General features: G+C 65.3%; 21 protein-coding genes. 9 read left to right on the plus strand and 12 right to left on the minus strand.

Annotation, left to right across the window (positions count from 1 at the left end; genetic code table 11):
- Window positions 1–273: 273 nt before the first annotated feature.
- Entirely contained in the window at window positions 274–744 is a 471-nt protein-coding gene (locus AC1DIX_RS18910; RefSeq protein ID WP_477326476.1) for a hemerythrin domain-containing protein, read from the minus strand.
- Between the two features lie 126 nt (window positions 745–870).
- A complete protein-coding gene (locus AC1DIX_RS18915; RefSeq protein ID WP_442124189.1) occupies window positions 871–1,413 on the minus strand; it encodes an SRPBCC family protein in 543 nt (180 codons plus the stop codon).
- A gap of 205 nt (window positions 1,414–1,618) precedes the next feature.
- On the opposite strand from AC1DIX_RS18915, the gene AC1DIX_RS18920 reads away from it, so the two are divergent.
- On the plus strand, window positions 1,619–3,949 hold the full coding sequence (locus tag AC1DIX_RS18920) for a UvrD-helicase domain-containing protein (RefSeq protein ID WP_477326478.1): 2,331 nt from the start codon (window positions 1,619–1,621) through the stop codon (window positions 3,947–3,949).
- Between the two features lie 38 nt (window positions 3,950–3,987).
- On the opposite strand, the gene AC1DIX_RS18925 is transcribed toward AC1DIX_RS18920, so the two are convergent.
- The 3 genes from AC1DIX_RS18925 to AC1DIX_RS18935 are packed head-to-tail and all read right to left on the minus strand — an operon-like array spanning window position 3,988 to window position 6,254.
- Window positions 3,988–4,761 (minus strand): BPSS1780 family membrane protein, encoded by a 774-nt coding sequence (locus AC1DIX_RS18925; protein ID WP_442124191.1) that lies wholly within the window; start codon window positions 4,759–4,761, stop codon window positions 3,988–3,990.
- Complete coding sequence (locus tag AC1DIX_RS18930; protein WP_477253941.1) at window positions 4,758–5,717, minus strand: homoserine kinase; 960 nt, start codon at window positions 5,715–5,717, stop codon at window positions 4,758–4,760. The genes AC1DIX_RS18925 and AC1DIX_RS18930 overlap by 4 nt, the downstream gene beginning before the upstream one ends.
- A gap of 51 nt (window positions 5,718–5,768) precedes the next feature.
- Window positions 5,769–6,254 (minus strand): hypothetical protein, encoded by a 486-nt coding sequence (locus tag AC1DIX_RS18935; RefSeq protein ID WP_442124193.1) that lies wholly within the window; start codon window positions 6,252–6,254, stop codon window positions 5,769–5,771.
- 153 nt (window positions 6,255–6,407) lie between these two features.
- On the opposite strand from AC1DIX_RS18935, the gene polA reads away from it, so the two are divergent.
- From polA to AC1DIX_RS18955, 4 genes are all read left to right on the plus strand, one after another.
- A complete protein-coding gene (polA, locus tag AC1DIX_RS18940; protein WP_477326480.1) occupies window positions 6,408–9,170 on the plus strand; it encodes a DNA polymerase I in 2,763 nt (920 codons plus the stop codon).
- Between the two features lie 89 nt (window positions 9,171–9,259).
- Window positions 9,260–10,072, plus strand: coding sequence for a dienelactone hydrolase family protein (locus AC1DIX_RS18945; RefSeq protein ID WP_477326482.1), 813 nt, complete (start codon window positions 9,260–9,262; stop codon window positions 10,070–10,072).
- Window positions 10,073–10,179: 107 nt separating this feature from the next.
- The gene (locus AC1DIX_RS18950) at window positions 10,180–10,929 is read left to right on the plus strand and encodes a ZIP family metal transporter (protein WP_442124252.1); all 750 of its coding nucleotides are present in this window, start codon (window positions 10,180–10,182) and stop codon (window positions 10,927–10,929) included.
- Between the two features lie 96 nt (window positions 10,930–11,025).
- Window positions 11,026–11,157: a hypothetical protein gene (locus AC1DIX_RS18955; protein WP_442124196.1), complete on the plus strand. Its 132-nt coding sequence runs from the start codon at window positions 11,026–11,028 to the stop codon at window positions 11,155–11,157.
- Window positions 11,158–11,247: 90 nt separating this feature from the next.
- Here the strand turns inward: AC1DIX_RS18955 and AC1DIX_RS18960 are convergent, their stop codons facing one another.
- Genes AC1DIX_RS18960 through AC1DIX_RS18970 form a run of 3 tightly spaced genes read right to left on the minus strand, consistent with a single transcriptional unit; the run spans window position 11,248 to window position 14,155 of the window.
- The gene (locus tag AC1DIX_RS18960) at window positions 11,248–12,111 is read right to left on the minus strand and encodes a sulfurtransferase (protein WP_477326484.1); all 864 of its coding nucleotides are present in this window, start codon (window positions 12,109–12,111) and stop codon (window positions 11,248–11,250) included.
- 11 nt (window positions 12,112–12,122) lie between these two features.
- Entirely contained in the window at window positions 12,123–13,040 is a 918-nt protein-coding gene (locus AC1DIX_RS18965; RefSeq protein ID WP_477326486.1) for a DMT family transporter, read from the minus strand.
- A complete protein-coding gene (locus AC1DIX_RS18970; RefSeq protein WP_442124199.1) occupies window positions 13,040–14,155 on the minus strand; it encodes an aromatic ring-hydroxylating oxygenase subunit alpha in 1,116 nt (371 codons plus the stop codon). The genes AC1DIX_RS18965 and AC1DIX_RS18970 overlap by 1 nt, the downstream gene beginning before the upstream one ends.
- Before the next feature lie 401 nt (window positions 14,156–14,556).
- Here AC1DIX_RS18970 and AC1DIX_RS18975 point away from each other — a divergent pair, with 401 nt between their 5' ends.
- The 4 genes from AC1DIX_RS18975 to AC1DIX_RS18990 are packed head-to-tail and all read left to right on the plus strand — an operon-like array spanning window position 14,557 to window position 18,564.
- The gene (locus tag AC1DIX_RS18975) at window positions 14,557–14,826 is read left to right on the plus strand and encodes an exodeoxyribonuclease VII small subunit (RefSeq protein ID WP_442124200.1); all 270 of its coding nucleotides are present in this window, start codon (window positions 14,557–14,559) and stop codon (window positions 14,824–14,826) included.
- Window positions 14,823–15,731 carry a polyprenyl synthetase family protein gene (locus tag AC1DIX_RS18980; protein WP_477253949.1) on the plus strand — a complete coding sequence of 303 codons (909 nt, stop codon included), beginning with the start codon at window positions 14,823–14,825 and terminating at the stop codon, window positions 15,729–15,731. Before AC1DIX_RS18975 ends, AC1DIX_RS18980 begins: the two co-directional genes overlap by 4 nt.
- On the plus strand, window positions 15,732–17,603 hold the full coding sequence (gene dxs, locus AC1DIX_RS18985; RefSeq protein ID WP_477253951.1) for a 1-deoxy-D-xylulose-5-phosphate synthase: 1,872 nt from the start codon (window positions 15,732–15,734) through the stop codon (window positions 17,601–17,603). It begins immediately after the preceding gene.
- A 13-nt stretch (window positions 17,604–17,616) separates the two neighbouring features.
- Window positions 17,617–18,564 (plus strand): MYG1 family protein, encoded by a 948-nt coding sequence (locus tag AC1DIX_RS18990; RefSeq protein WP_477326488.1) that lies wholly within the window; start codon window positions 17,617–17,619, stop codon window positions 18,562–18,564.
- 88 nt (window positions 18,565–18,652) lie between these two features.
- Here the strand turns inward: AC1DIX_RS18990 and AC1DIX_RS18995 are convergent, their stop codons facing one another.
- The 4 genes from AC1DIX_RS18995 to AC1DIX_RS19010 are packed head-to-tail and all read right to left on the minus strand — an operon-like array spanning window position 18,653 to window position 21,066.
- A complete protein-coding gene (locus tag AC1DIX_RS18995) occupies window positions 18,653–18,964 on the minus strand; it encodes a 2OG-Fe(II) oxygenase (RefSeq protein ID WP_477326561.1) in 312 nt (103 codons plus the stop codon).
- 12 nt (window positions 18,965–18,976) lie between these two features.
- Window positions 18,977–19,297, minus strand: coding sequence for a hypothetical protein (locus tag AC1DIX_RS19000; RefSeq protein WP_477326490.1), 321 nt, complete (start codon window positions 19,295–19,297; stop codon window positions 18,977–18,979).
- Between the two features lie 46 nt (window positions 19,298–19,343).
- Window positions 19,344–20,498, minus strand: coding sequence for a rhomboid family intramembrane serine protease (locus AC1DIX_RS19005; RefSeq protein WP_442124206.1), 1,155 nt, complete (start codon window positions 20,496–20,498; stop codon window positions 19,344–19,346).
- Window positions 20,499–20,511: 13 nt separating this feature from the next.
- On the minus strand, window positions 20,512–21,066 hold the full coding sequence (locus tag AC1DIX_RS19010) for a cob(I)yrinic acid a,c-diamide adenosyltransferase (RefSeq protein WP_477326493.1): 555 nt from the start codon (window positions 21,064–21,066) through the stop codon (window positions 20,512–20,514).
- Window positions 21,067–21,121 lie beyond the last annotated feature (55 nt).

Here is a 21,121-nt window from a genome sequence, read left to right on the forward strand (position 1 = left end):
CTCTTCGGCGACCGAACGTATCGTCCGGTCGCCGCGTGAGTGCACCTTTACCAAGGCTTGTTCGATGAATGCTGCAGGATACTTCACTTGTACGCCTCCCATTGAAAAAGGAGGCGACAACTAGTCTGACATAGGGGGGAAGGCGGGGACTCAAGTCCTGCGTGCGTTACGTCAGCTCAGGCAAACTTGGACCCCCGCCTGCGCGGGGGCGACGATCAAGTGCGCGGGGGCGACGATCAAGTGCGCGGGGGCGACGTTCAGGTATGCGTCGCCTCAACGCCGCCGCGTCCCCTGATCGCTGGCCTGCGCCTGCATGTGAATCAGATTCGCCTCGAACGACTGCATCTGCAAACCAATGTCCGACATATCGACATTCGACCGCTGCAGCCGCGGGAACAGCTGCTGCTCTTCCTCGTCGATGTGGCTGAGCACCGCGTTGAGCATCTCGCGCATCAGCGCTTCGGTGCGCGGTTCGTCCGGCTGCATGCCCTGCAAGGTGGCCAGCAGGTCGTCGACCTTCAGGTGGTCCTGTTCGAAGTGGCGTACGAGGTTGTCGTCGAGGCAGCGCACGTTCGGATAGAAGATCGATTCTTCCAGCCGCGAATGGGTGTGGATGGCTTGCAGCAACTGGATGGCCGACTGCTTCTTCACCTCCATGTCGCTGCTGTTGAGATAGGTGTCGGCCAGCTTGCGCACCATGTCGTGGTCGCGCGTCAAAGCCTGGATCGGGTCAACATTGTCCATGATGGGGTCTCCTGAAAAGGAGTGCCATCCTACTCCCGGTCTTCGCGAGGGCACGATCCGTTTAGGGCCGGCAATCCGGAAAAAAAACGCCGCCCGCAGGCGGCGCTTGGATGGGCCGGAGCCCGATCAATGCTGCGCGATCTTGCCGCGCCAGGCGCCGGTTTCCTTGCCGCGCGATTCCAGCATTTCCTTGAACTTCTGCAGGTTGCCGCGAGCTTCCATGCGCACGGCGCCGAAGGCGTCGCCCAGTGTTTCCAGCGGGCCTTCCGGCTGGTAATCCATCTGCAGGGCGATGCGGGTCACGTCATCCGAGATCTTGTGGAAGGTGACCACGCCGCCGTTCGGCACACCGGTGACGCTGCGCCAGGCGATGCGCTTGTCCGGGATCTGCTCGGTGATCTCGGCATCCCATTCCTTTTCTTCGCCGGCCACATTGGCCTTCCAGTGCAGGTGCTTGTCGTCCAGCTGGCGGATCTCGTGCACGCTGCTCATGAATTGCGGGAAGTCCTCGAACTGGGTCCACTGATTGTAGGCAGTGCTCACCGGCACGTTGACTTCGATTGTCTCGACGATCGAGGAACCCATGTTCGAACCACGATTTTTCATTTTTTTCGACAGCATCATGCCGCCGACCGCCAGCGCGGCCACAGTAACGACTCGATTCAGCATTGTTGCCTCCTTGTTACGAGTAGAGCTTCGATAAATAACAGCCGGATCAGGCCGGCTAGTGAACACATCTGCCCGTAACTTACGATAAGTCCCGTTTGGGCGGCGCTAGCGAGCCTTGTGGAAACTGTTGCGATACTGTATATATAACCAGTAAATTTGTGCCCAATATACGCCTGCGGCCCATCCCGACGTTTATAATGCCCGCATGAATCTCCTCGACAATCTGAATCCCGAACAGCTCGCCGCGGTCACGCTGCCGTCCCAGAGCGCCCTGATCCTGGCCGGCGCCGGCTCGGGCAAGACCCGCGTGCTGACCACCCGGATCGCCTGGCTGATCCAGACTGGCCAGGTGTCGCCGGCCGGCCTGATGGCGGTGACCTTCACCAACAAGGCGGCGAAGGAAATGCTGAGCCGCCTGTCGGCGATGCTGCCGGTGAACACGCGCGGCATGTGGATCGGTACCTTCCACGGCCTGTGCAACCGCCTGCTGCGCACCCATCACCGCGACGCCGCGCTGCCGCAGAGCTTCCAGATCCTGGATTCGCAAGACCAGCTGTCGATGATCAAGCGCATGCTGAAGGCTCTGAATGTCGATGACGAGAAGTACCCGGCCAAGGACCTGATGTATTTCATCAACAACGCCAAGGACAATGGCTTGCGCGCCAGCCAGGTCGAGGCCTACGACCACGTGCAAAAGCGCATGGTCGAGCTCTACGACGCCTACGACCAGCAGTGCCAGCGCGAGGGCGTGGTCGATTTTGCCGAGCTGCTGCTGCGCGCCTACGAACTGCTGCAGCGTAATCATCCGCTGCGCCAGCATTACCAGATGCGCTTCCGCCACATCCTGGTCGACGAGTTCCAGGATACGAACGACCTGCAGTACAACCTGCTGAAACTGCTGGCCGGCCACGGCGAGGCGGCCGGCGGCGCGATCTTCGCGGTCGGCGACGACGACCAGAGCATCTACGCCTTCCGCGGCGCCAACGTCGGCAATATGCAGGCCTTCGAGCGCGAGTTCGAGGTCAAGAACCTGATCAAGCTGGAGCAGAACTACCGCTCGCACGGCCACATCCTCGACACCGCCAACTTCCTGATCGCGAATAATACGCGGCGCCTGGGCAAGAACCTGCGCACCGACGCGGGGCAGGGCGAGCCGGTGCGCATCTACGAGGCATCGAGCGACCTCGAAGAGGCGCAGTGGATCATCGACGAAGCCAAGAGCCTGATGGCCGAGGGCATGCCGAGGAGCGAGATCGCGATCCTGTACCGCTCGAACGCGCAGAGCCGCGTGATCGAGCACGCGCTGTTCGCGGCCGGCCTGCCCTATACCGTGTACGGCGGCCTGCGCTACTTCCAGCGCGCCGAGGTCAAGCACGCGATCGCCTACCTGCAGCTGATGGACAATCCGCACAACGATTCGGCCTTCCTGCGGGTGGTGAATTTCCCCACCCGCGGCATCGGCGCGCGCTCGCTCGAGCAGCTGCAAATGGCGGCCGAGAGCTATGGCGTGTCGCTGTATGCGGCGGTGCCCTACATGACCGGCAAGGCCGGCACTGCGCTGGGCAACTTCGTCAAGCTGATCGAGAGCGCGCGCTTCGAGACCCAGCAGCTGCCGCTGCCGGAAATGGTGAAGGTGGTGCTGGAGCGCAGCACGCTGCTGGCCTACTACGAGAAGGAAAAGGAAGGCGCGGAGCGCATCGAAAACCTGGAGCAGATGGTCAGCGCCGCCACCCACTTCGTGCAGGAAGAGGGCTTCGGCGTGAACGCCCCGGCCCACCTGGGTCCGCAGGCGCTGGCCAGCAGCGGCGCGGCCATCGTCAACGCCGACGGCGTCGAGGTGCTGGATGCCGATGCGCCGCTGGCCACCGTGATGTCGCCGCTGTCGGCCTTCCTGGCCCACGCCTCGCTGGAAGCGGGCGATGCCCAGGCCCAGGCCGGCCAGGATGCGATGCAGTTGATGACGGTGCACTCGGCCAAGGGCCTGGAATTCGACGCCGTGTTCATCACCGGCCTGGAAGAAGGCCTGTTCCCGCACGAGAGCAGCTCGCGCGAGCTGGACGGCGTGGACGAGGAACGCCGCCTGATGTACGTGGCGATCACGCGCGCGCGCAAGCGTTTGTACATGAGCTTTACCCAGCAGCGCATGCTGCACGGCCAGACCCGCTTCAACATGAAGTCGCGCTTCTTCGACGAGCTGCCGGAAGAATCGCTGAAGTGGCTGTCGCCGCGGGTGCAGACCAACTGGTTCGGCGGCCGCAAGTCGACCACCGCCTGGGACGACGCCAGCTTCCGCGAGGGCGGCAGCGACAACCAGATCGCCCTGCAGATCAAGCAGAAGTCTTCAAGCAGCAAGAGTAACGACGGGGGCATCGGCTGGCGCATCGGCGAAGCCGTGTCGCACGCGCGCTTCGGCGAGGGCGTGATCGTCAACATCGAGGGCGGGGCGGGCAGCCCGCGCGCCCTGATCAACTTCGGCGGGGCGGGGATGAAGATGCTCGACCTGTCGGTGGCCAAGCTGGAGAAGCTTGCGCGGTGATCGTTTGACCGCAGGGTGGGCTCCCCCGAGCCCACGCATTACGCCGGCTGCGTCTCTTTGCCAGCGGCCGGCTTGCCGAAAATGTCGCGGTAGCCGGCGTAGATCGCGCACTGCAGGAACAGGATAAACAGGAACATCAGCCACATCAGCACCACCTGGGCCAGCGCGATCGCGCTGAACAGGTTCACCACCACGAAGGTGATGAGGGTGAAGATGCCGAACCAGGACAGCAGCAGCACGCCGAACACGCGCGCCGAGCGCATCACGGCGAAGAAGCTGTAGAAGGTGGCCTTGCCCGGTCCCATCTGCTTCCAGTAGGTGAGCGGAGCGGCGAAGCACAGGGTCAGCAGCGACACCGTCTCCAGGATCAGCAGGCCGAACACGGCGGCGACGTCGCCGAGCGAGAAGGGCAGCTTGTCCTTCGGGTCGAGCTTGATGTTGCCCGGCAGCTGGCGCAGCGATTCCGGCGTGATCATCAGCGCGATCAGGGTCAGCACCAGGAAGACGCCGAGATAGATCACACCCACCTTGCACAGGCCGCCCAGCACCGGCTTGCGGAAGCCCGTCAGCAGCACGGCCGGGGTCACGCGGTCGCCGTTGTCGATCATCAGGCAGGCCTGCATGAAGGCCATCGAGAACGAGGGAATCAGCACCACCACGATGATCGGGCCGATGATGGGCACGGCGCTGATGCCGATCGCCAGCAGGATGCTGGCAAACAGCAGGGTGGTGAGGGCGGCCGGCTGCTTGCGGAACAGGCCCATGCCCCGTTTCAGCCAATCCCAGCCGGTACGTGCGGGCAGTGTGCTCATGCTGTGAGACCCGGGGCGGGAACGGCAATGCGCTCGCGCAGCACGCGTTCGAAGTGGGTGGGATCGTGCGGCGTCAGCATCTCGGCTTCGCGCGGACGGTGCAGGTCGTACAGGCGCGACAGCCAGAAACGCAGGGCCGCGGCGCGCAGCATGGGCTGCCAGGCCTGGGCTTCGGCCTCGGTGAAGGGGCGGGCGGCGTGGTAGGCGCGGGTCAGCGCCAGCACGCGGTCCTGGTCGAGGCGGCCGGTGTCGAGGTCGATGCACCAGTCGTTGACGGTGACGGCGATGTCGAACAGCCAACTGTCCCAGCCGGCAAAATAGAAGTCGAAGCAGCCGCTCAGGCGCTCGCCGACGAACATCACGTTGTTGCGGAACAGGTCGGCGTGGACCGGACCCTGGGCCAGCCCGGCGTAGACGGGGCCGGCGGCGAACCCGCGCTGGAAGGCCAGTTCCGATTCCAGCAGGACGGCTTCATCGGCGTCGAGGAAGGGCAGGACCTTGGGCACGGTCTCGATCCACCAGTCCAGGCCGCGCAGGTTCGGCTGGCGCAGCGGGAAGTCCCGGCCGGCCAGGTGCATCTTCGCCAGCATGGTGCCGACTTCGGCGCAATGCACGGGCTGCGGGTCCATCTGCGAGCTGCCGTCGAGCTTGCTGACGACGACGGCCGGCTTGCCGTGCAGCGCCACCACCAGTTCTCCCTGGTCGTTCGGCACCGGCGCCGGCACCGGAATGCCGCGCTCCGACAGGTGGCGCATCAACTGCACGTAGAAGGGCAGCTGCTCGAAGTCGAGGTTCTCGAAAATCGTCAGGACGAATTCGCCGCGCTCGGTCGTCAGGAAGAAGTTACTGTTTTCGATGCCGCTGGCGATGCCTTTCAGCGCCAGGGCTTTACCGAGAGGAAACTGCTTGATCCACTGGCTCAGGTCGTCCAGTGTGACCGAGGTGAAAACTGCCATCGTTCACGAATTATTGGGTAGCTGTGGCGGCCGCACAAAGGCGGCCGGTCGTCATTTCTTCTCGGGTCCGGCGGTCGCGTTGGCCGGCAGCGGAGGCGGCGGCGGTGCGTCGGCGGTGGTCGGCGCATTGCTCCCGTTTTCGGCGGGGGCCTTGCGCTTGCCCGACAGGTCGAATTCTCCCACCTTCCATTGCGGCGCGCGGATCGAATTGCCGCTCGCGCTGCCCGGCACCGCATTGCCCGGCGGGTTGTTCGGCTTCATGTAATAGTGGCTGCCGCTGCTGGTCACCTCGACTTCGGTGACCTGGCCGCCGTCGCGCCTTTCCTTGATCTGGGTGCGCTCGCGCGAGGGGATATTGGTGGCCGGCACATCGCTGCCCGGTTCGACACGCTCGAGCTTGGGCGGCGCCTGGTTCTGCGTCGACTGCGGCGGCGTCGGCTGGGACGATTGCTGGGCCAGTGCCGATCCGGCCTGCGCGGCCAGCAGCAGGCCCAGGCAAGGTGCGAGAAGGGGCAGGCGGGAGGAAATGCGTGGCATGGTGGTCACCTTTGACGTTTGGTTCATTGTAACAAACAGCGCAGCCCACCAGTGAAATGCATGTGAAAAGCATGTGAAAAGAGCGAACCGGCCCCATATGGATGGGAATCCGATTCTGCGATAATGGCGCACATTTGCTCATTCCGACCCTCCATGGACAATACCCTGCTTCTCGTTGACGGCTCCAGCTACCTGTACCGCGCATTCCACGCGCTGCCCGACCTGCGCAGCCCCGACGGTCACCCGACCGGCGCGATGCACGGCATGGTCAATATGCTGCGCCGCCTGCGCGCCGACTTCCCGGCCGCCTACATCGCCTGCGTGTTCGACGCCAAGGGCAAGACCTTCCGCGACGACCTCTACCCCGAGTACAAGGCCACCCGCGCCTCGATGCCGGAAGACCTGAGCAAACAGATCGAGCCGATCCACGAAGTGGTGCGCCACATGGGCTGGCCGATCCTGATGGTCGAAGGCGTCGAGGCCGACGACGTGATCGGCACCCTGGCCGCCCAGGCCACCGCGCGCGGCATGAACACCGTGGTCTCGACCGGCGACAAGGACCTGGCCCAGCTGGTCAACGACAAGGTCATGCTGATCAATACGATGAGCAACGAGAAGCTCGACGAAGCCGGGGTGCTGGCCAAGTTCGGCGTGCCGCCGAACCGCATCATCGACTACCTGACCCTGATCGGCGACACCGTCGACAACGTCCCCGGCGTGAACAAGTGCGGCCCGAAGACGGCCGTGAAGTGGCTGACCCTGCATGGCTCCCTGGACGGCGTGATCGAGAACGCGCACACCATCGGCGGCGCGGTGGGCGCGAACCTGCAGGCGGCGCTGGAATGGCTGCCGAAGGGCCGCGAACTGATCACCGTGAAGACCGACTGCGACCTGGCCAAGCACCTGGTGTCGATCGAGGAAACCCTGGTCGGCCGCCCGGAAGACAAGGACGCGCTGCGCGACTTCTTCCAGCGCTACGGTTTCAAGACCATGCTGAAGGAACTCGGCAACGGCAATCCTGGAAGGTTCGTCTCGCCCGGGTCTTCTCCTTCGGCGCCGCTGAATTCGCCGGAAGGCGCAAGCGCGACCTTGCCCGGCATGCCGGTCATCAAGGGCGAGTACGAGACCGTCACCACGCAAGAGCAGCTGGAGCGCTGGCTGGAACTGATCGACAAGGCCGAGCTGACCTCGGTCGATACCGAGACCACCTCGCTCGACCCGATGATGGCCGAGATGGTCGGCATCTCGCTGTCGGTGGAAGCGGGCAAGGGCGCCTACATTCCGCTGGCGCACCGCTACGCCGGCGTGCCCGAGCAGCTGAACCGCGAGGAAGTCCTGGCGCGCATGAAGCCCTGGCTGGAAAACCCGGACAAGCCCAAGCTCGGCCAGAACCTGAAGTACGACGCCCACATCTTCGAGAACCACGGCGTCAAGATCCGCGGCATCGTCCATGACACCCTGCTGCAGTCCTATGTGTTCGAGTCGCACAAGCCGCACGACATGGACACCATGGCGATGCGCCATCTCGGCTACACCACGATTCCGTTCGTCGACGTGTGCGGCAAAGGGGTGAACCAGATCTGCTTCGACCAGGTCGAGCTGGGCCGCGCCACGGAGTATGCGGCCGAAGACTCGGACATCACGCTGCGCCTGCACCAGACCATGATCGGCCACGTCGAAAGCGACGAAGGCCTGAACTACATCTACCGCAAGATCGAGCTGCCGACCTCCGTGGTGCTGCAGAAGATCGAGCGCAATGGCGTGCTGATCGACGCCGAGCTGCTGGCCAAACAGTCCGGCGAACTGGCAGCGCGCATCGCGCAACTGGAGCAGCAGGCCTATGAACTGGCCGGCGGCCCCTTCAACCTCGGTTCGCCCAAGCAGATCGGCGAGATCTTCTTCGGCAAGCTGCAGCTCCCGGTGATCAAGAAGACCGCCACCGGCGCCCCGTCCACCGACGAAGAGGTGCTGCAGAAGCTGGCCGAGGACTATCCGCTGCCGAAGATCCTGCTCGAGCACCGCGGCCTGTCCAAGCTGAAGTCGACCTATACCGACAAGCTGCCGAAGATGGTCAACCCGAACACCGGCCGCGTGCACACCAACTACGCGCAGGCGGTGGCGATCACGGGCCGCCTGGCCTCGAACGATCCGAACCTGCAGAACATCCCGGTGCGCACCGCCGAGGGACGCCGCATCCGCGAAGCCTTCGTCGCATCGCCCGGCTGCGTGCTGGTGTCGGCCGACTATTCGCAGATCGAGCTGCGCATCATGGCCCACATCTCCGGCGACGAGGCGATGCTGCGTGCCTTCGCCGCGGGCGAAGACATCCACCGCGCCACCGCCGCCGAGATCTTCAACCTGGCGCCGGAAGACGTCGAGAGCGAGCAGCGCCGCTATGCCAAGGTCATCAACTTCGGCCTGATCTACGGCATGAGCGCATTCGGTCTGGCGCAGAACCTGGGCATCGAGCGCGGCGCCGCCAGCAACTACATCGAGCGCTACTTCCAGCGCTTTGCCGGCGTCAAGCAGTACATGGACGAGACCCGCCTGTCGGCCAAGGCCAAGGGCTATGTCGAGACCGTGTTCGGCCGCCGCCTGTGGCTCCCGGAGATCAATTCGCCGAATGGCCCGCGCCGCGCCGGCGCCGAACGCGCGGCGATCAATGCGCCGATGCAGGGCACGGCGGCGGACCTGATCAAGCTGGCCATGATCGCGGTGCAGGACTGGCTCGAGAAAGAACAACTCGGCACCCGCATGATCATGCAGGTGCACGACGAACTGGTGCTGGAGGTGCCGGAGGGCGAGCTGGAACTGGTCAAGCAGAAGCTGCCGGAGCTGATGGCAGGCGTCGCGACCCTGAAGGTGCCGCTGGTGGCCGAAACCGGCGTCGGCCCGAACTGGGAAACCGCGCATTAAGCACGTAGGGTGAGCACTCCGTGCCCACGCCGGCCGCGCCCACCCTACGTTAAGATAGCCATCCTTTGTTACCCGACCAGAGGATGCACATGAACGACCTCGTAAAGAACGCCGACCGCTTCGCCGCCGCCACGCAACCGCTTGCGGCCCAGTCGCTGATCCAGACCGACACCGCCGGCCTGAGCGCCGGCACCGTCGAGCTGACCGTGAATGGCCAGGCCGTGCCGGTCTACCGCGCCCAGCCCGAGGGCAAATCGAATCTGCCGGTGATCCTGGTGATCTCCGAAATCTTCGGCGTGCACGAGCACATCGCCGACGTCGCGCGCCGCTTCGCCAAGCTGGGTTACCTGGCGCTGGCGCCGGAACTCTTCGTGCGCCAGGGCGATCCGTCGGCCATTGCCGACATCCCCACCCTGATGAAGAACATCATCCACAAAACGCCGGACGCGCAGGTGATGGCCGACCTCGACGCCTGCGTGGCCTGGGCAGCGGAGAACGGCGGCGACATCGACAGGCTTGGCATCACCGGCTTCTGCTGGGGCGGACGGGCCACCTGGATGTATTCGGCCCATAACCCGAAGGTCAAGGCCGGCGTGGCCTGGTATGGCCGCCTGACGGGCGACGCCACCGCCAACACGCCGCGGCACCCGGTCGACATCGCGCCTGCCTTGACCGTGCCGGTGCTGGCCCTGTACGCCGCCAGGGACACCGGCATCTCCCTCGACAGCGTCGACAAGATGAAGGCGGCGCTGGCCGAGGGCGCGAGCGGCTCGGAGTTCGTGGTGTATCCGGATGCGGGTCACGCCTTCCATGCCGACTACCGTCCGAGCTATAACGGGAAGGACGCGAAGGACGGCTGGGCGCGCGCGCTGGCCTGGTTCCGCAAGCACGGCGTGGCCTGATCCCGGCAGGCGCAAGCCGGGCACGGTACAATGCCCGGCTTGCGCCCGTCGGCGGCGCACCAAGAACAACAAGAGGCTTCACGATCGATCCCGTTCTCATTTCCATCCTGCTGGCCACCGGCGTGGCCGGCGTCGTCAGTATCACGGCTGCCGCGGTGTTCTCGTTCGCCCTGCTCGCGAAAGTCGTCGAGCGCATGGTCAGCCTGTCGGTCGGCATCATGCTCGCGACCTCGCTGCTGCACGCGCTGCCGGAAGCCTTCGAGTCCCACGTCGACCCGCGCGCGCTGTTCGCGACCCTGCTGGGCGGCCTGCTGGCCTTCTTCATGCTGGAGAAGGTGGCGCTGCTGCGCCATTCGCATCATCACGAGGGAGATGGCCATCACCACGCCCACGGTCACGACGCCCACCAGGCCGGCAAGGCCGGCTGGATGATCCTGATCGGCGACGGCATGCACAACTTCACGGACGGGATCCTGATCGCGGCGGCCTTCCTGGCCGATCCCAAGCTGGGCATCCTGACTGGGGTGGCCATCATCGCCCACGAGATCCCGCAGGAGATCGGCGACTTCATCGTGCTGCTGAACGCCGGCTTTTCGCGCCTGCGCGCCTATGTGTTCAACCTGCTGTGCAGCCTGCTGGCGGTGGTCGGCGGCGTGCTCGGCTACTACACCCTGGACCGGGCCAGCGGCCTGATTCCCTATGTGCTGGTGTTCGCCTCGTCGGGCTTCATCTACATCGCCGTGAGCGACCTGATGCCGCAGATGCAGCGCCGCGCCACCGTGCGCGAATCGATCCCGCAGGTGCTGCTGATCGGCCTGGGTGTGGTCATCGTGCTGCTTCTGACGCACGGACACTGAGGTTTCAGGGCTTTCTTGCGCCCTGATATTGACATCGCGATTCGATGCGGCCTATGCTGAGTGCTTACCTACGTGGGGGAAGCAATGGCAAGGCTGGTGAATCAACTGGTTGTGGCGCTGCGCGAGAAGCCGTCGCGGTTCGGCTATGTACTCGGCATCCTGGTGCTGTCGGTCGTCGTGTTTACGCTGGCGGACTTCCTGCCGGCGCCCTACGATTTCGGTCACTAAAAACCACCAGCGCTTAGCGTGGGCACGGCGTGCCCACCCTACGATTATCTGGCGCCGGTGGACACCGGCCGCGCCGCGTCGGATCTCCTATCAGGCTCCCTGAGCGCCGGTAACAACCGGGCGCGCAGCATCTGCGCTCCACTCGCTCCACGATCCCGGGTACAACGCCGCGCCCGGCATGCCGGCCACTTCCAGCGCCAGCAGGTTGTGGCAGGCCGTGACGCCGGAGCCGCACTGCATGATGGCGTTGTTCGGATCGCCTACCGCCACGCCCAGTTCCGCCTTCAGCTGTTCCGGTGCCTTGAAGCGGCCGTCCGCCTGCAGGTTATCCTTGAAGAAGCGGTTCTTCGCGCCGGGGATGTGACCGCCGACCGGGTCGATGGTCTCGTTCTCGCCGCGGAAGCGGTCCGGTGCGCGTGCGTCGACGACCTGGCGGCCGCCATGTTCCACATTGTGCAGCACCGTGTTCACGTCCACCGTCGTCACCAGCGGCTCGCGCGCGGCGATGGTGCCGCGTGCGCGCGCTGCCGGCGCATCGGTGACGACCGCCTGGCCGGCCGATTGCCAGGCCGGCAGGCCGCCGTCCAGCACGGCCACGGCTTCGTGGCCGATCCAGCGCAGCATCCACCACAGGCGCGCCGCGTACATGCCGCCGTGGGCATCGTAGGCCACGACCTGGGTGTTGTCGTTCACGCCCCAGCTGCGCAGCAGTTCGATGAAGTCATCCTTTTCCGGCAGCGGATGGCGGCCGCGGAAGGCGCCGCTTGCATCCCGCTTGGCGCCGGACAGCTCGTGTTCCATGTCGGCGAACAGCGCGTTCGGCAGGTGGCCGGCCGCATAGGCGTCGCGTCCGGCCGCCAGGTTCACCAGGTCGTGGCGGCAATCGACGATCACCCAGTCGGCGTCGTTGACGTGGGCGGCCAGGGCGGCGGGTTCGATCAGGGTCGTGTACACGGGCGGTCTCCTTAAAGTTCGCTGGCGATGGGATCGGTATCCTTGACGACGGCGCCTCGCGCCGTGCGCTTCGTATTGTAGAACGTCGCGGCGATGCCGGAGACCAGGATCACACCCATCCCCAGCCACACGTGCCAGTCGAACACGTCGCCCCACAGCAGCATCCCCCACAGGCTGGAGAAGATGATGCCGGTGTACTGCAGGTTGGCCACCACCAGCACCTTGCCGAGGCGGTAGGCGCGCGTCATCGCCATCTGCGCCAGCAAGGCCGGCACCCCGATCGCCACCAGCAGCAGGCCGCTATGCCAGGTATGCGTGTGGAAGGGCGTGGCCGGGCCGTTCTCGAGCAGCGTGCCGAAGAAGCCGGCTAGGCACGTGGTCAACGAAAAATAGAACACGACTCGGTATTCGGGTTCGCCCATCTGGCCCAGGTTACGCACCTGCATATAGGCCATCGCCGAGACGATCGAGGACGCCAGGCCGATCGCACCGCCCAGCCACTGGTTGGTCTCGACCGCCGGCCGCAGCACCAGGGTCACGCCGACGAAGCTCATCACGATGGCCATCACCAGCGGCCATTCGGTCTCGCCCTTCGCATGCCACCAGCCGATGAAGAACATCCAGGTGGCGAGCCAGATCGGCGCCATGTAGTTGAGGGTGACGGCGGTGGCGAGCGGCAGCTTGCCGATCGCGAAGAACCACATCCACAGCGAGATCACGCCGACCAGGCTGCGCGTCAAATGCTGACGGGGGAAGAGGGTGCGGAAGGTGCCGCCCTGCAGATGGATCGTGAGGAACAGGATGACGGTGCCGACCAGGCCACGGTACATCACGATTTCGGAGGTGGCGTAGAAGGGGGAGGCCAGCTTCACGCCCGCGCCCATGGCGGCGAACGCGAAGCTGGCGAACAACATCCAGAGAGCTGGCATTAAATTCCTGGTGGGACGTTTTCCAATTTACTGCGATACCACTCGTGGAAGTGCTGCATACCGTCTTCCATCGGCGACTGGTAGGGGCCGACTTCGCTGACGCCGCGGTCCAGCAGGATCTTGCGGCCGGCATCCATGCGCAGGGCGATCTCGTCGTCCTCGACGCAGGTTTCCATATAGGCAGCGCGCTCGGCGTCGACGAAACCGCGTTCGAACAGCACGAACTCTTCCGGATAGTAGAACTCGACCACGTTGCGGGTCTTCTGCGGGCCCATCGGCCACAGGGTCGACACCACCAGCACGTTCGGATACCACTCGACCATGATGTTCGGATACAGGGTCAGCCAGATTGCGCCGTACTTCGGCGCCTGCCCGTTGTTGAACTTCAGGACCTGTTCCTGCCATGCCTTATAGGCCGGCGAGCCGGACTTCTGCAGGCCGCGGTGCACGCCCACGGTCTGGACGCTGTAGTCGGTGCCGAATTCCCAGCGCAGGTCGTCGCAGCTGACGAAGTTGCCCAGGCCCGGGTGGAAGGGCTCGACGTGGTAGTCCTCCAGGTAGACCTCGATGAAGGTCTTCCAGTTGTAGTCGCACTCGTGCACCTCGACGTGGTCGAACATATAGCCCGAGAAATCGAGGTCCCTGGTCACCGACAGCTGCTTGAGCTTGTCCATCACGTTGTAGCCGTTCTGTTCGAACAGCAGGCCGTTCCAGTTCTGCAGCGGCGTCTTCGACAGGTTCAGGCAGGGCGTGTCGGCAAAGTGCGGCGCGCCGATCAGTTCACCCTTCAGGTCATAAGTCCAGCGGTGCAGGGGGCAGACAATATTCTTGGCATTGCCGCGGCCATTGAACATCAGCGCCTGGCGATGACGGCAGACGTTGGAAAGCAGTTCGATGCCTTGCGCATTGCGCACCAGCATGCGGCCCTCGTTCTCCGACTTCAGGGTCGCGAAATCGCCCTTCTCGGGAACCATCAATTCATGCCCGACATAGCGGGGGCCCTTCTGGAACAGGTGATGCATTTCGCGCTGCAACAGCGCTTCGTCGAAGTAGACATTTACCGGAAGCTGCGCGCACGAGCGCGCCAGCTTGGCGTGGGTAGCCAGATCGGACATCCCAACCCCCCTTTACAGATATCAGCCAAAGAAGAGAAAGAATCCGAGAACCAGTATTTTTTGGGGCGTTGAAAAACTTGCGGCTTTTCCTGCGCCTTAAAGAACGGAATACGGTATTTCGGAGACAGAACCGGAGATTATAGCCTGTAAAGGCTCATCCGGTCTCGGTCCCGCGCGAGCTTGTGGTGCGTGGATGCTCAAAAATTGCCGGAAATGCATCGTTTTCATGAATCGGTGGGCGCTTTGCGATAAAATGTGTCTTTGCTTGCAAGAGAACGGCAACTGTCGCGGCGTCACGCAGGGGTAGGATTGTTTACAATAAGCGATTAGACTGTTGCGCCTCGCGCATTGCCATTGCACTGCCGCCAGGCAAGTCGAGCCCCGAACCGATTAAAGTCATTATGCCAAATAAAACAAGCGCGGAGAGCGCTGGAGCGCCGGCCGCCGTTCCTCCCGAGTCCTTCGAACAGGCGATGGCCGAACTGGCCCAGCTCGTCACGCAGATGGAAGGCGGACAATTGCCCCTGGAAGCCTCGGTCGCTGCCTATGCCCGCGGTTCCGAGCTCGTGCGTTACTGTGCGGCCCAGCTGGAAAAGGTGGAGTCGCAGGTCAAGGTGCTCGAAGGCGAAATGCTGAAACCCTTCAGCGCCGACGGCGAGGACGCCGAATGAGCCCGACCGTGAGCGCCCAGCCCGATTTCCGCGCCTGGATGGAAGGCGTGCAGACCCGCACCGAGGCCGCGCTCGAGCGCTTCCTGCCCGCGACCGCCCGGATTCCGGCCAAGCTGCACGAAGCGATGCGCTACACGGTGCTGGGCGGCGGCAAGCGCGTGCGCCCGCTGCTGGCGCATGCCGCCGGTGAGCTGTTCGGCGCCAGCGAAGATGCCGTCGCACGCGCCGCCTGCGCGGTCGAGATGATTCACGCCTACTCGCTGGTGCACGACGACATGCCCTGCATGGACGACGACGCGCTCCGCCGCGGCAAGCCGACCGTGCACGTGGCCTATGACGAAGCGACCGCGCTGCTGGTCGGCGACGCGCTGCAGGCCCAGGCCTTCGAAGTACTCGCCGGCAGCGAGGAGGTCGCCCCGGCGCGCCTGGTCACGATGCTGCGCCTGCTGGCCGAGGCGGCCGGATCCGCCGGCATGTGCGGCGGCCAGGCGATCGACCTGGACAGCGTGGGCCTGGCCCTGACGCTGGAAGAGCTGGAGCGCATGCACCAGCTGAAGACCGGCGCCATGCTGCGCGTCTCGGTGCTGCTGGGCGCCCTGGCCGGCCGCGAGCTCGATGCGCGGGAGCTGGACGCATTGAAGGAATACTCGCGCGCGATCGGCCTGGCCTTTCAGGTGGTGGACGACGTGCTGGACGCGACCGAAGACTCGGCCACCCTCGGCAAGACCGCGGGCAAGGACGCGGCGGCGAACAAACCGACTTACGTAACGATTCTGGGGCTGGGGCCGTCCAAGGCGCTGGCCGAACAACTGCGGCAGCAGGCGCACGAAGCGCTGGCGCCGTTCGGAGAACAAGCACTGCGGCTGCGCGAACTGGCAGACCTGATCGTGCAGCGGAAGGCCTAAATGAAACTGCTAGATACCATCAACGACCCGGCGGACCTGCGCAAGCTCCCGCGCACCCAGCTGACCCCGCTGGCCACCGAACTGCGCCAGTTCCTGCTCGATTCGGTGTCCAAGACCGGCGGCCACCTCTCGTCCAACCTCGGCACCGTCGAGCTGACGATCGCGCTGCACTACGTGTTCAACACGCCGGAAGACCGCATCGTCTGGGACGTCGGCCACCAGACCTATTCGCACAAGGTCCTGACCGGCCGCCGCGACCGCATGCCGACGCTGCGCCAGCATAACGGCCTGTCCGGCTTCCCGAAGCGCGACGAGAGCGAGTACGACACCTTCGGCACCGCCCACTCGTCGACCTCGATCTCGGCGGCGCTGGGCATGGCGCAGGCGGCCAAGATCAAGGGCGAGAAGCGCAAGGCGATCGCCGTGATCGGCGACGGCTCGATGACGGCCGGCATGGCCTTCGAGGCCCTGAACAATGCCGGCGTCGAGGACGACGTCGACCTGCTGGTGGTCCTGAACGACAACGACATGTCGATCTCGCCGCCGGTGGGCGCGCTGAACCGCTACCTGGCGCGCCTGATGTCGGGCCAGTTCTACGCCGCCGCCAAGAACGTGGGAAAAAGCGTGCTGCCGGCGCCGATGCTGGAACTGGCCAAGAAGCTCGAGGAACACGCGAAAGGCATGGTGGTCCCGGCCACGATGTTCGAGGAATTCGGCTTCAACTACATCGGCCCGATCGACGGCCACGACCTCGACTCGCTGATCCCGACCCTGGAAAACATCCGCAGGCTGAAAGGCCCGCAATTCCTGCACGTGGTGACGAAGAAGGGCCAGGGCTACAAGCTGGCCGAGGCCGAGCCTATCCTGTACCACGGTACCGGCAAGTTCAATCCGAGCGAGGGCATCAAGCCCGCCACCGCGCCGTCCAAGATCACCTACACCGAAGTGTTCGGCAACTGGCTGTGCGACATGGCCGCCGCCGACAAACGCCTGGTCGGCATCACGCCGGCGATGCGCGAAGGCTCGGGCATGGTGCGCTTCCACCAGCAGTATCCGGACCGCTACTTCGACGTCGGCATCGCCGAACAGCACTCGGTCACCTTCGCCGCCGGCATGGCGACCGAAGGCGTCAAGCCGGTGCTGGCGATCTACTCGACCTTCCTGCAGCGCGGCTACGACCAGCTGATCCACGACGTGGCGCTGCAGAACCTGGACGTGACCTTCGCCCTCGACCGCGCCGGCCTGGTCGGCGCCGACGGTGCGACCCACGCCGGCAACTACGACCTGGCCTATCTGCGCTGCATCCCGAACATGGTCGTCATGGCGCCGTCGGACGAGAACGAGTGCCGCCAGATGCTGACCACGGCCTATCACTACCCGGGCCCGGCGGCAGTGCGCTATCCGCGCGGCGCCGGCGTCGGCGCCGCCATCCAGCAGGAGCTGACCTCCCTCGAGCTCGGCAAGGGCACCGTGAAGCGCGAGGGCAAGGGCGTCGCCATCCTGGCCTTCGGCTCGATGGTGGCCCCGAGCCTGAAAGCGGCCGAGGGCCTGAACGCAACCGTCGCCGACATGCGCTTCGTGAAGCCGCTCGACGTCGAGCTGGTCAAGCGCCTGGCCAAGGACCACGACTACCTGGTGACGGTGGAAGAGGGCTGCACCATGGGCGGCGCCGGCTCGGCCGTCGCCGAAGCCCTGGCGCTCGAGGCCATCGTCAAGCCGCTGCTGATCCTGGGCCTGCCGGACAAGTTCATCGACCAGGGCGACCCGGGCGTGCTGCTGGCTTCCGTCGGCCTGGACGCGCACGGCATCGGCAAATCGATCCGCGAACGTTTCGGGATCGGCGAGCCGCGCCTGGTCGTGAACAACAACTGAGCAGAGACCGATCATGGTGATCGTCACCCACGGCGGCAAATTCCATGCGGATGACGCCTGGGCGGTTGCCGTCATCTACGTGCTGTATCCCGAGGCCGAACTGGTGCGCACGCGCGACCCGGTCATCATCGAGAGCGGCGACGTCGTGATCGACGTCGGCGGCATCTGGGACCCGGCCCTGGGGCGCTTCGACCACCACCAGAAGGGCTTCAGCGGCGCCCGCCAGACCGGCGTGCCGTATGCGAGCGCCGGCCTGGTGTGGCGCGAATACGGCGCCCGTTGCGTGGCCGCGCTGGCGGCGAAGCACACCGGCCAGCAGCTCAGCGACGAAACGGCCCAGCACATCGCCTACGCCATCGACGCCGACATCGTGCAGTACCTGGACCTGTCGGACGTCGGCGCGGCAAAAAACGCGCCGGGCGGCTACGGCCTGTCGGCGGTAATCTCCGGCTACAACCTGAGCTGGCTGGACGAGGAAAGGCTGGGCTACGGCGAGCGCGCCGACGCCTACCGCCTGAGCCAGTTCCGCCGCGCGATGGATTTCCTCGTCGACGTGATGGCGAACGCCGTCAAGTACCGCGTCGGCGCCTTGCTCGCGCTGGAGCAGGTGCGCAAGGCCGAGGTGCTGGAAGGCGGCCGGCTGCTCTACCTGAAGAACAGCGCGCTGCCCTGGAGCTCGGTGGTGCGCAAGGAAATGCCGAAGGTCCTGTTCGTCATCAGCCATAACATCGGCGAGCAGCGCTACATGCTGCACACGGTACCGGCCACCGCAGACACCTTCGAAGCCCGCGCCGACCTGCCGGCATCCTGGGCCGGCCTGCGCGACGCCGACCTGGCGCTTGTCACCGGCGTGCCGGATGCCGGCTTCTGCCACAACGGCCGCTTCATTGCTGCTGCCAAGTCCTATGACGGTATTCATGCGATGGCGTTGCAGGCGTTGAAAGAAGCGGGGCAAGACTAGCAACTCAAGAACGTCGTCCCCGCGAAGGCGGGGATCCAGGTTCGTTGCGGTTCGAAAAACTTGGGTTCCCGCCTGCGCGGGAACGACGTCACTTGAACAACTCCTCCGCCCGCCGATAAAGAATCCACGACGTCGCCACATACTTGTCCCCGCCATGCGGCACATGCCCCTTGTGCGTATGCGTGAAGCCTGCCGGCGCAATGATCAGGCGGCCCTGCCGCGCTTCCACCTTGCGGCCCTGGTACAGGGATTCGGTTTCGTCACCCTCGGCCACGTCGTTCAGGTAGAACTGGAACAGCAGCACCCGGTGCAGGGTCTCGCAGCTGGCGTTTTGCGGATAGATCTCGGAATGCCAGTGGTGGTAGCCGCCACTGGCGCGCAGGTATTTCTGCAGGTTGATCGGGCCGCAGCGTTACATCGCCTGCACCAGCGCGTCCAGGTGGGGGAGGCCGCATTCGTCGAAGTTGTCGAGCGAGAGGGCGACCGGCTGCCCGGTTTCCGGATGCGCGACCATCGGCGACAGCGCGCCCAGCACCAGCGCGCGGTAGCGGTCCACGTACTGCGCCAGGTGGCGCCGCAGGCTCGATGCCATCAGGCCGGCGACGTCCTGCCACTCCGGGTACTGGGTGAGGGTGAGGTCCCAGCTGTCCTTCCTGGCCACGTCCACGCCGTTGCCGGTGCGGCCGCGCACGACCTTGTCGCTGGCCTCGAAGCGCTGCAGGATATGGCGCATTGTTCGCTGCTCAGGGCGCCGTCGTAGATGCCGATGAAATCGTCTGTCATGACGTTCCTTGGGAGGCCGCATGCTGGGCCGGCACGTGCAGCGAGCGGGCCAGCAGGTGGCCGGCCAGCCAGCCGGCCACCAGGCCGCCGATGTGGGCCGCGTTGTCGGTGTGCGGATACAGGAAGCCGGCGCCGATATTAAACAGCAGGAAGGGCCCGACCGAGCCGCGCAGGTCGCGCACCACGGTCGGCGGCACGCCGCTGTGCTCGCGGCCGATGAAGGCGAACAGGCCGCCGATGATGCCGAAGATCGCGCCCGAGGCGCCCACGCTGTTGACGGGGTGCTGGGAGACCAGGCCCCACAGCATGCTGCCAAGGCCGCCGCCGATGCCGGCCAGCAGATACAGGCCGGCGAAGCGCAGGCTGCCGAAGATGCGCTCGACCAGCTGGCCGGCCTGCCACAGCACCAGCATGTTCATCCCCAGGTGCAGCAGGCTGCCGTGCAGGAAGGCGGAGCTCAGCAGGCGCCACCACTGGCCTTCGCCCAGGGTCTTGCGCGGCAGGTTCGACCCCCATTTGACGAGCTGCTCGGCGAGCAGGGCAGGGGGCGCATCCGGCCACCACTGGCGCGCCGCGATCAGCTTGTGGATGCCCTGCTGCCACAGCTGCAGGTGGGCCTGCACCGCGGCCAGCGAGTCCCAGCCCGGCAGGGGCCTGAACCAGGGCATGCCGAAGCCCTTACGCTCCAGCCACATCAGGAAGAAGATGCCGATGTTGGCCGCCAGCAGGGTCCAGATCACCGGCGTCGACGGGCTCCAGTAGTCGATGCGGTCATGGAAGACCTCGCGCTCGGCATGCGCCACCTCGAACTCGGGCGTGCAGCGCGAGGGGAGGGCCGCCGCGATGGCCTTCGCGGCATCGCGGCCGGCGGCGGAAAAGCCGACTTCCTGCATGCCCTGGACGCCGACCACGTCGAAGATCACGTCCTCGCCCGCGGTGCGCACGTTGACGATGTCGACCTTGCGCAGGCGCTCCTCCTCCTTCTTCGGAAAGCGGAACGAGCGGTGGCTGCTGCCGCGCACGTAGACGAAGTCGGGCTCGATCGCCAGCTGGCCGCGTCCTTGCAGCCGGAAGGGATTCGAGGGCCAGTTCGCGCCGCCCCGGTAGAACCGGACCTCGAAAACGCCGTCGGCTTTGCCGCTGTCCTGCATCTGCGGCGCCCCGTCAGCCGCGCTTGCGCTCGTGCTGCCACAGCACGTCGCTGCCGCCGGCGTGGCGGTTCAGCACGCGCGCCAGCACGAACATCAGGTCGGACAGGCGGTTCACGTATTGACGCGGCTGGGCGTTGATCGTGTCCGTCTTCGACAGCGCGACGATGCTGCGCTCGGCACGCCGGCATACGGTACGGCACACGTGGGCCGTCGATGCCGCGCGCGAGCCGGCCGGCAGGATGAACTCCTTCAGGATCGGCAGGTCGGCATTGTATTTCTCGAGCAGACCGTCCAGGCGCGCTACGTGCTCGTCCTTGATCATCTGGTAGCCCGGGATGCACAGCTCGCCGCCGAGGTCGAACAGGTCGTGCTGGATCGAGATCAGCTCTTCCCTGAGCTCGGCCGGCATGTCCTCGCACAGCAGCAGGCCGACGAAGGAATTCAGTTCGTCGACGTCGCCCAGCGCGGCGATGCGCGCGCTGTCCTTGCCGGTGCGGCTGCCGTCGCCGAGTCCGGTGCTGCCGTCGTCGCCGGTGCGGGTCGCGATTTTCGAAAGTCGATTGCCCATGCTTATGCCCTGCCTAGAAAAAAAGATAGCGCGAGCATACGCCAAAATAGTGCAA

The sequence above is a fragment of the Massilia sp. 05N420 genome (genome assembly GCF_056397205.1).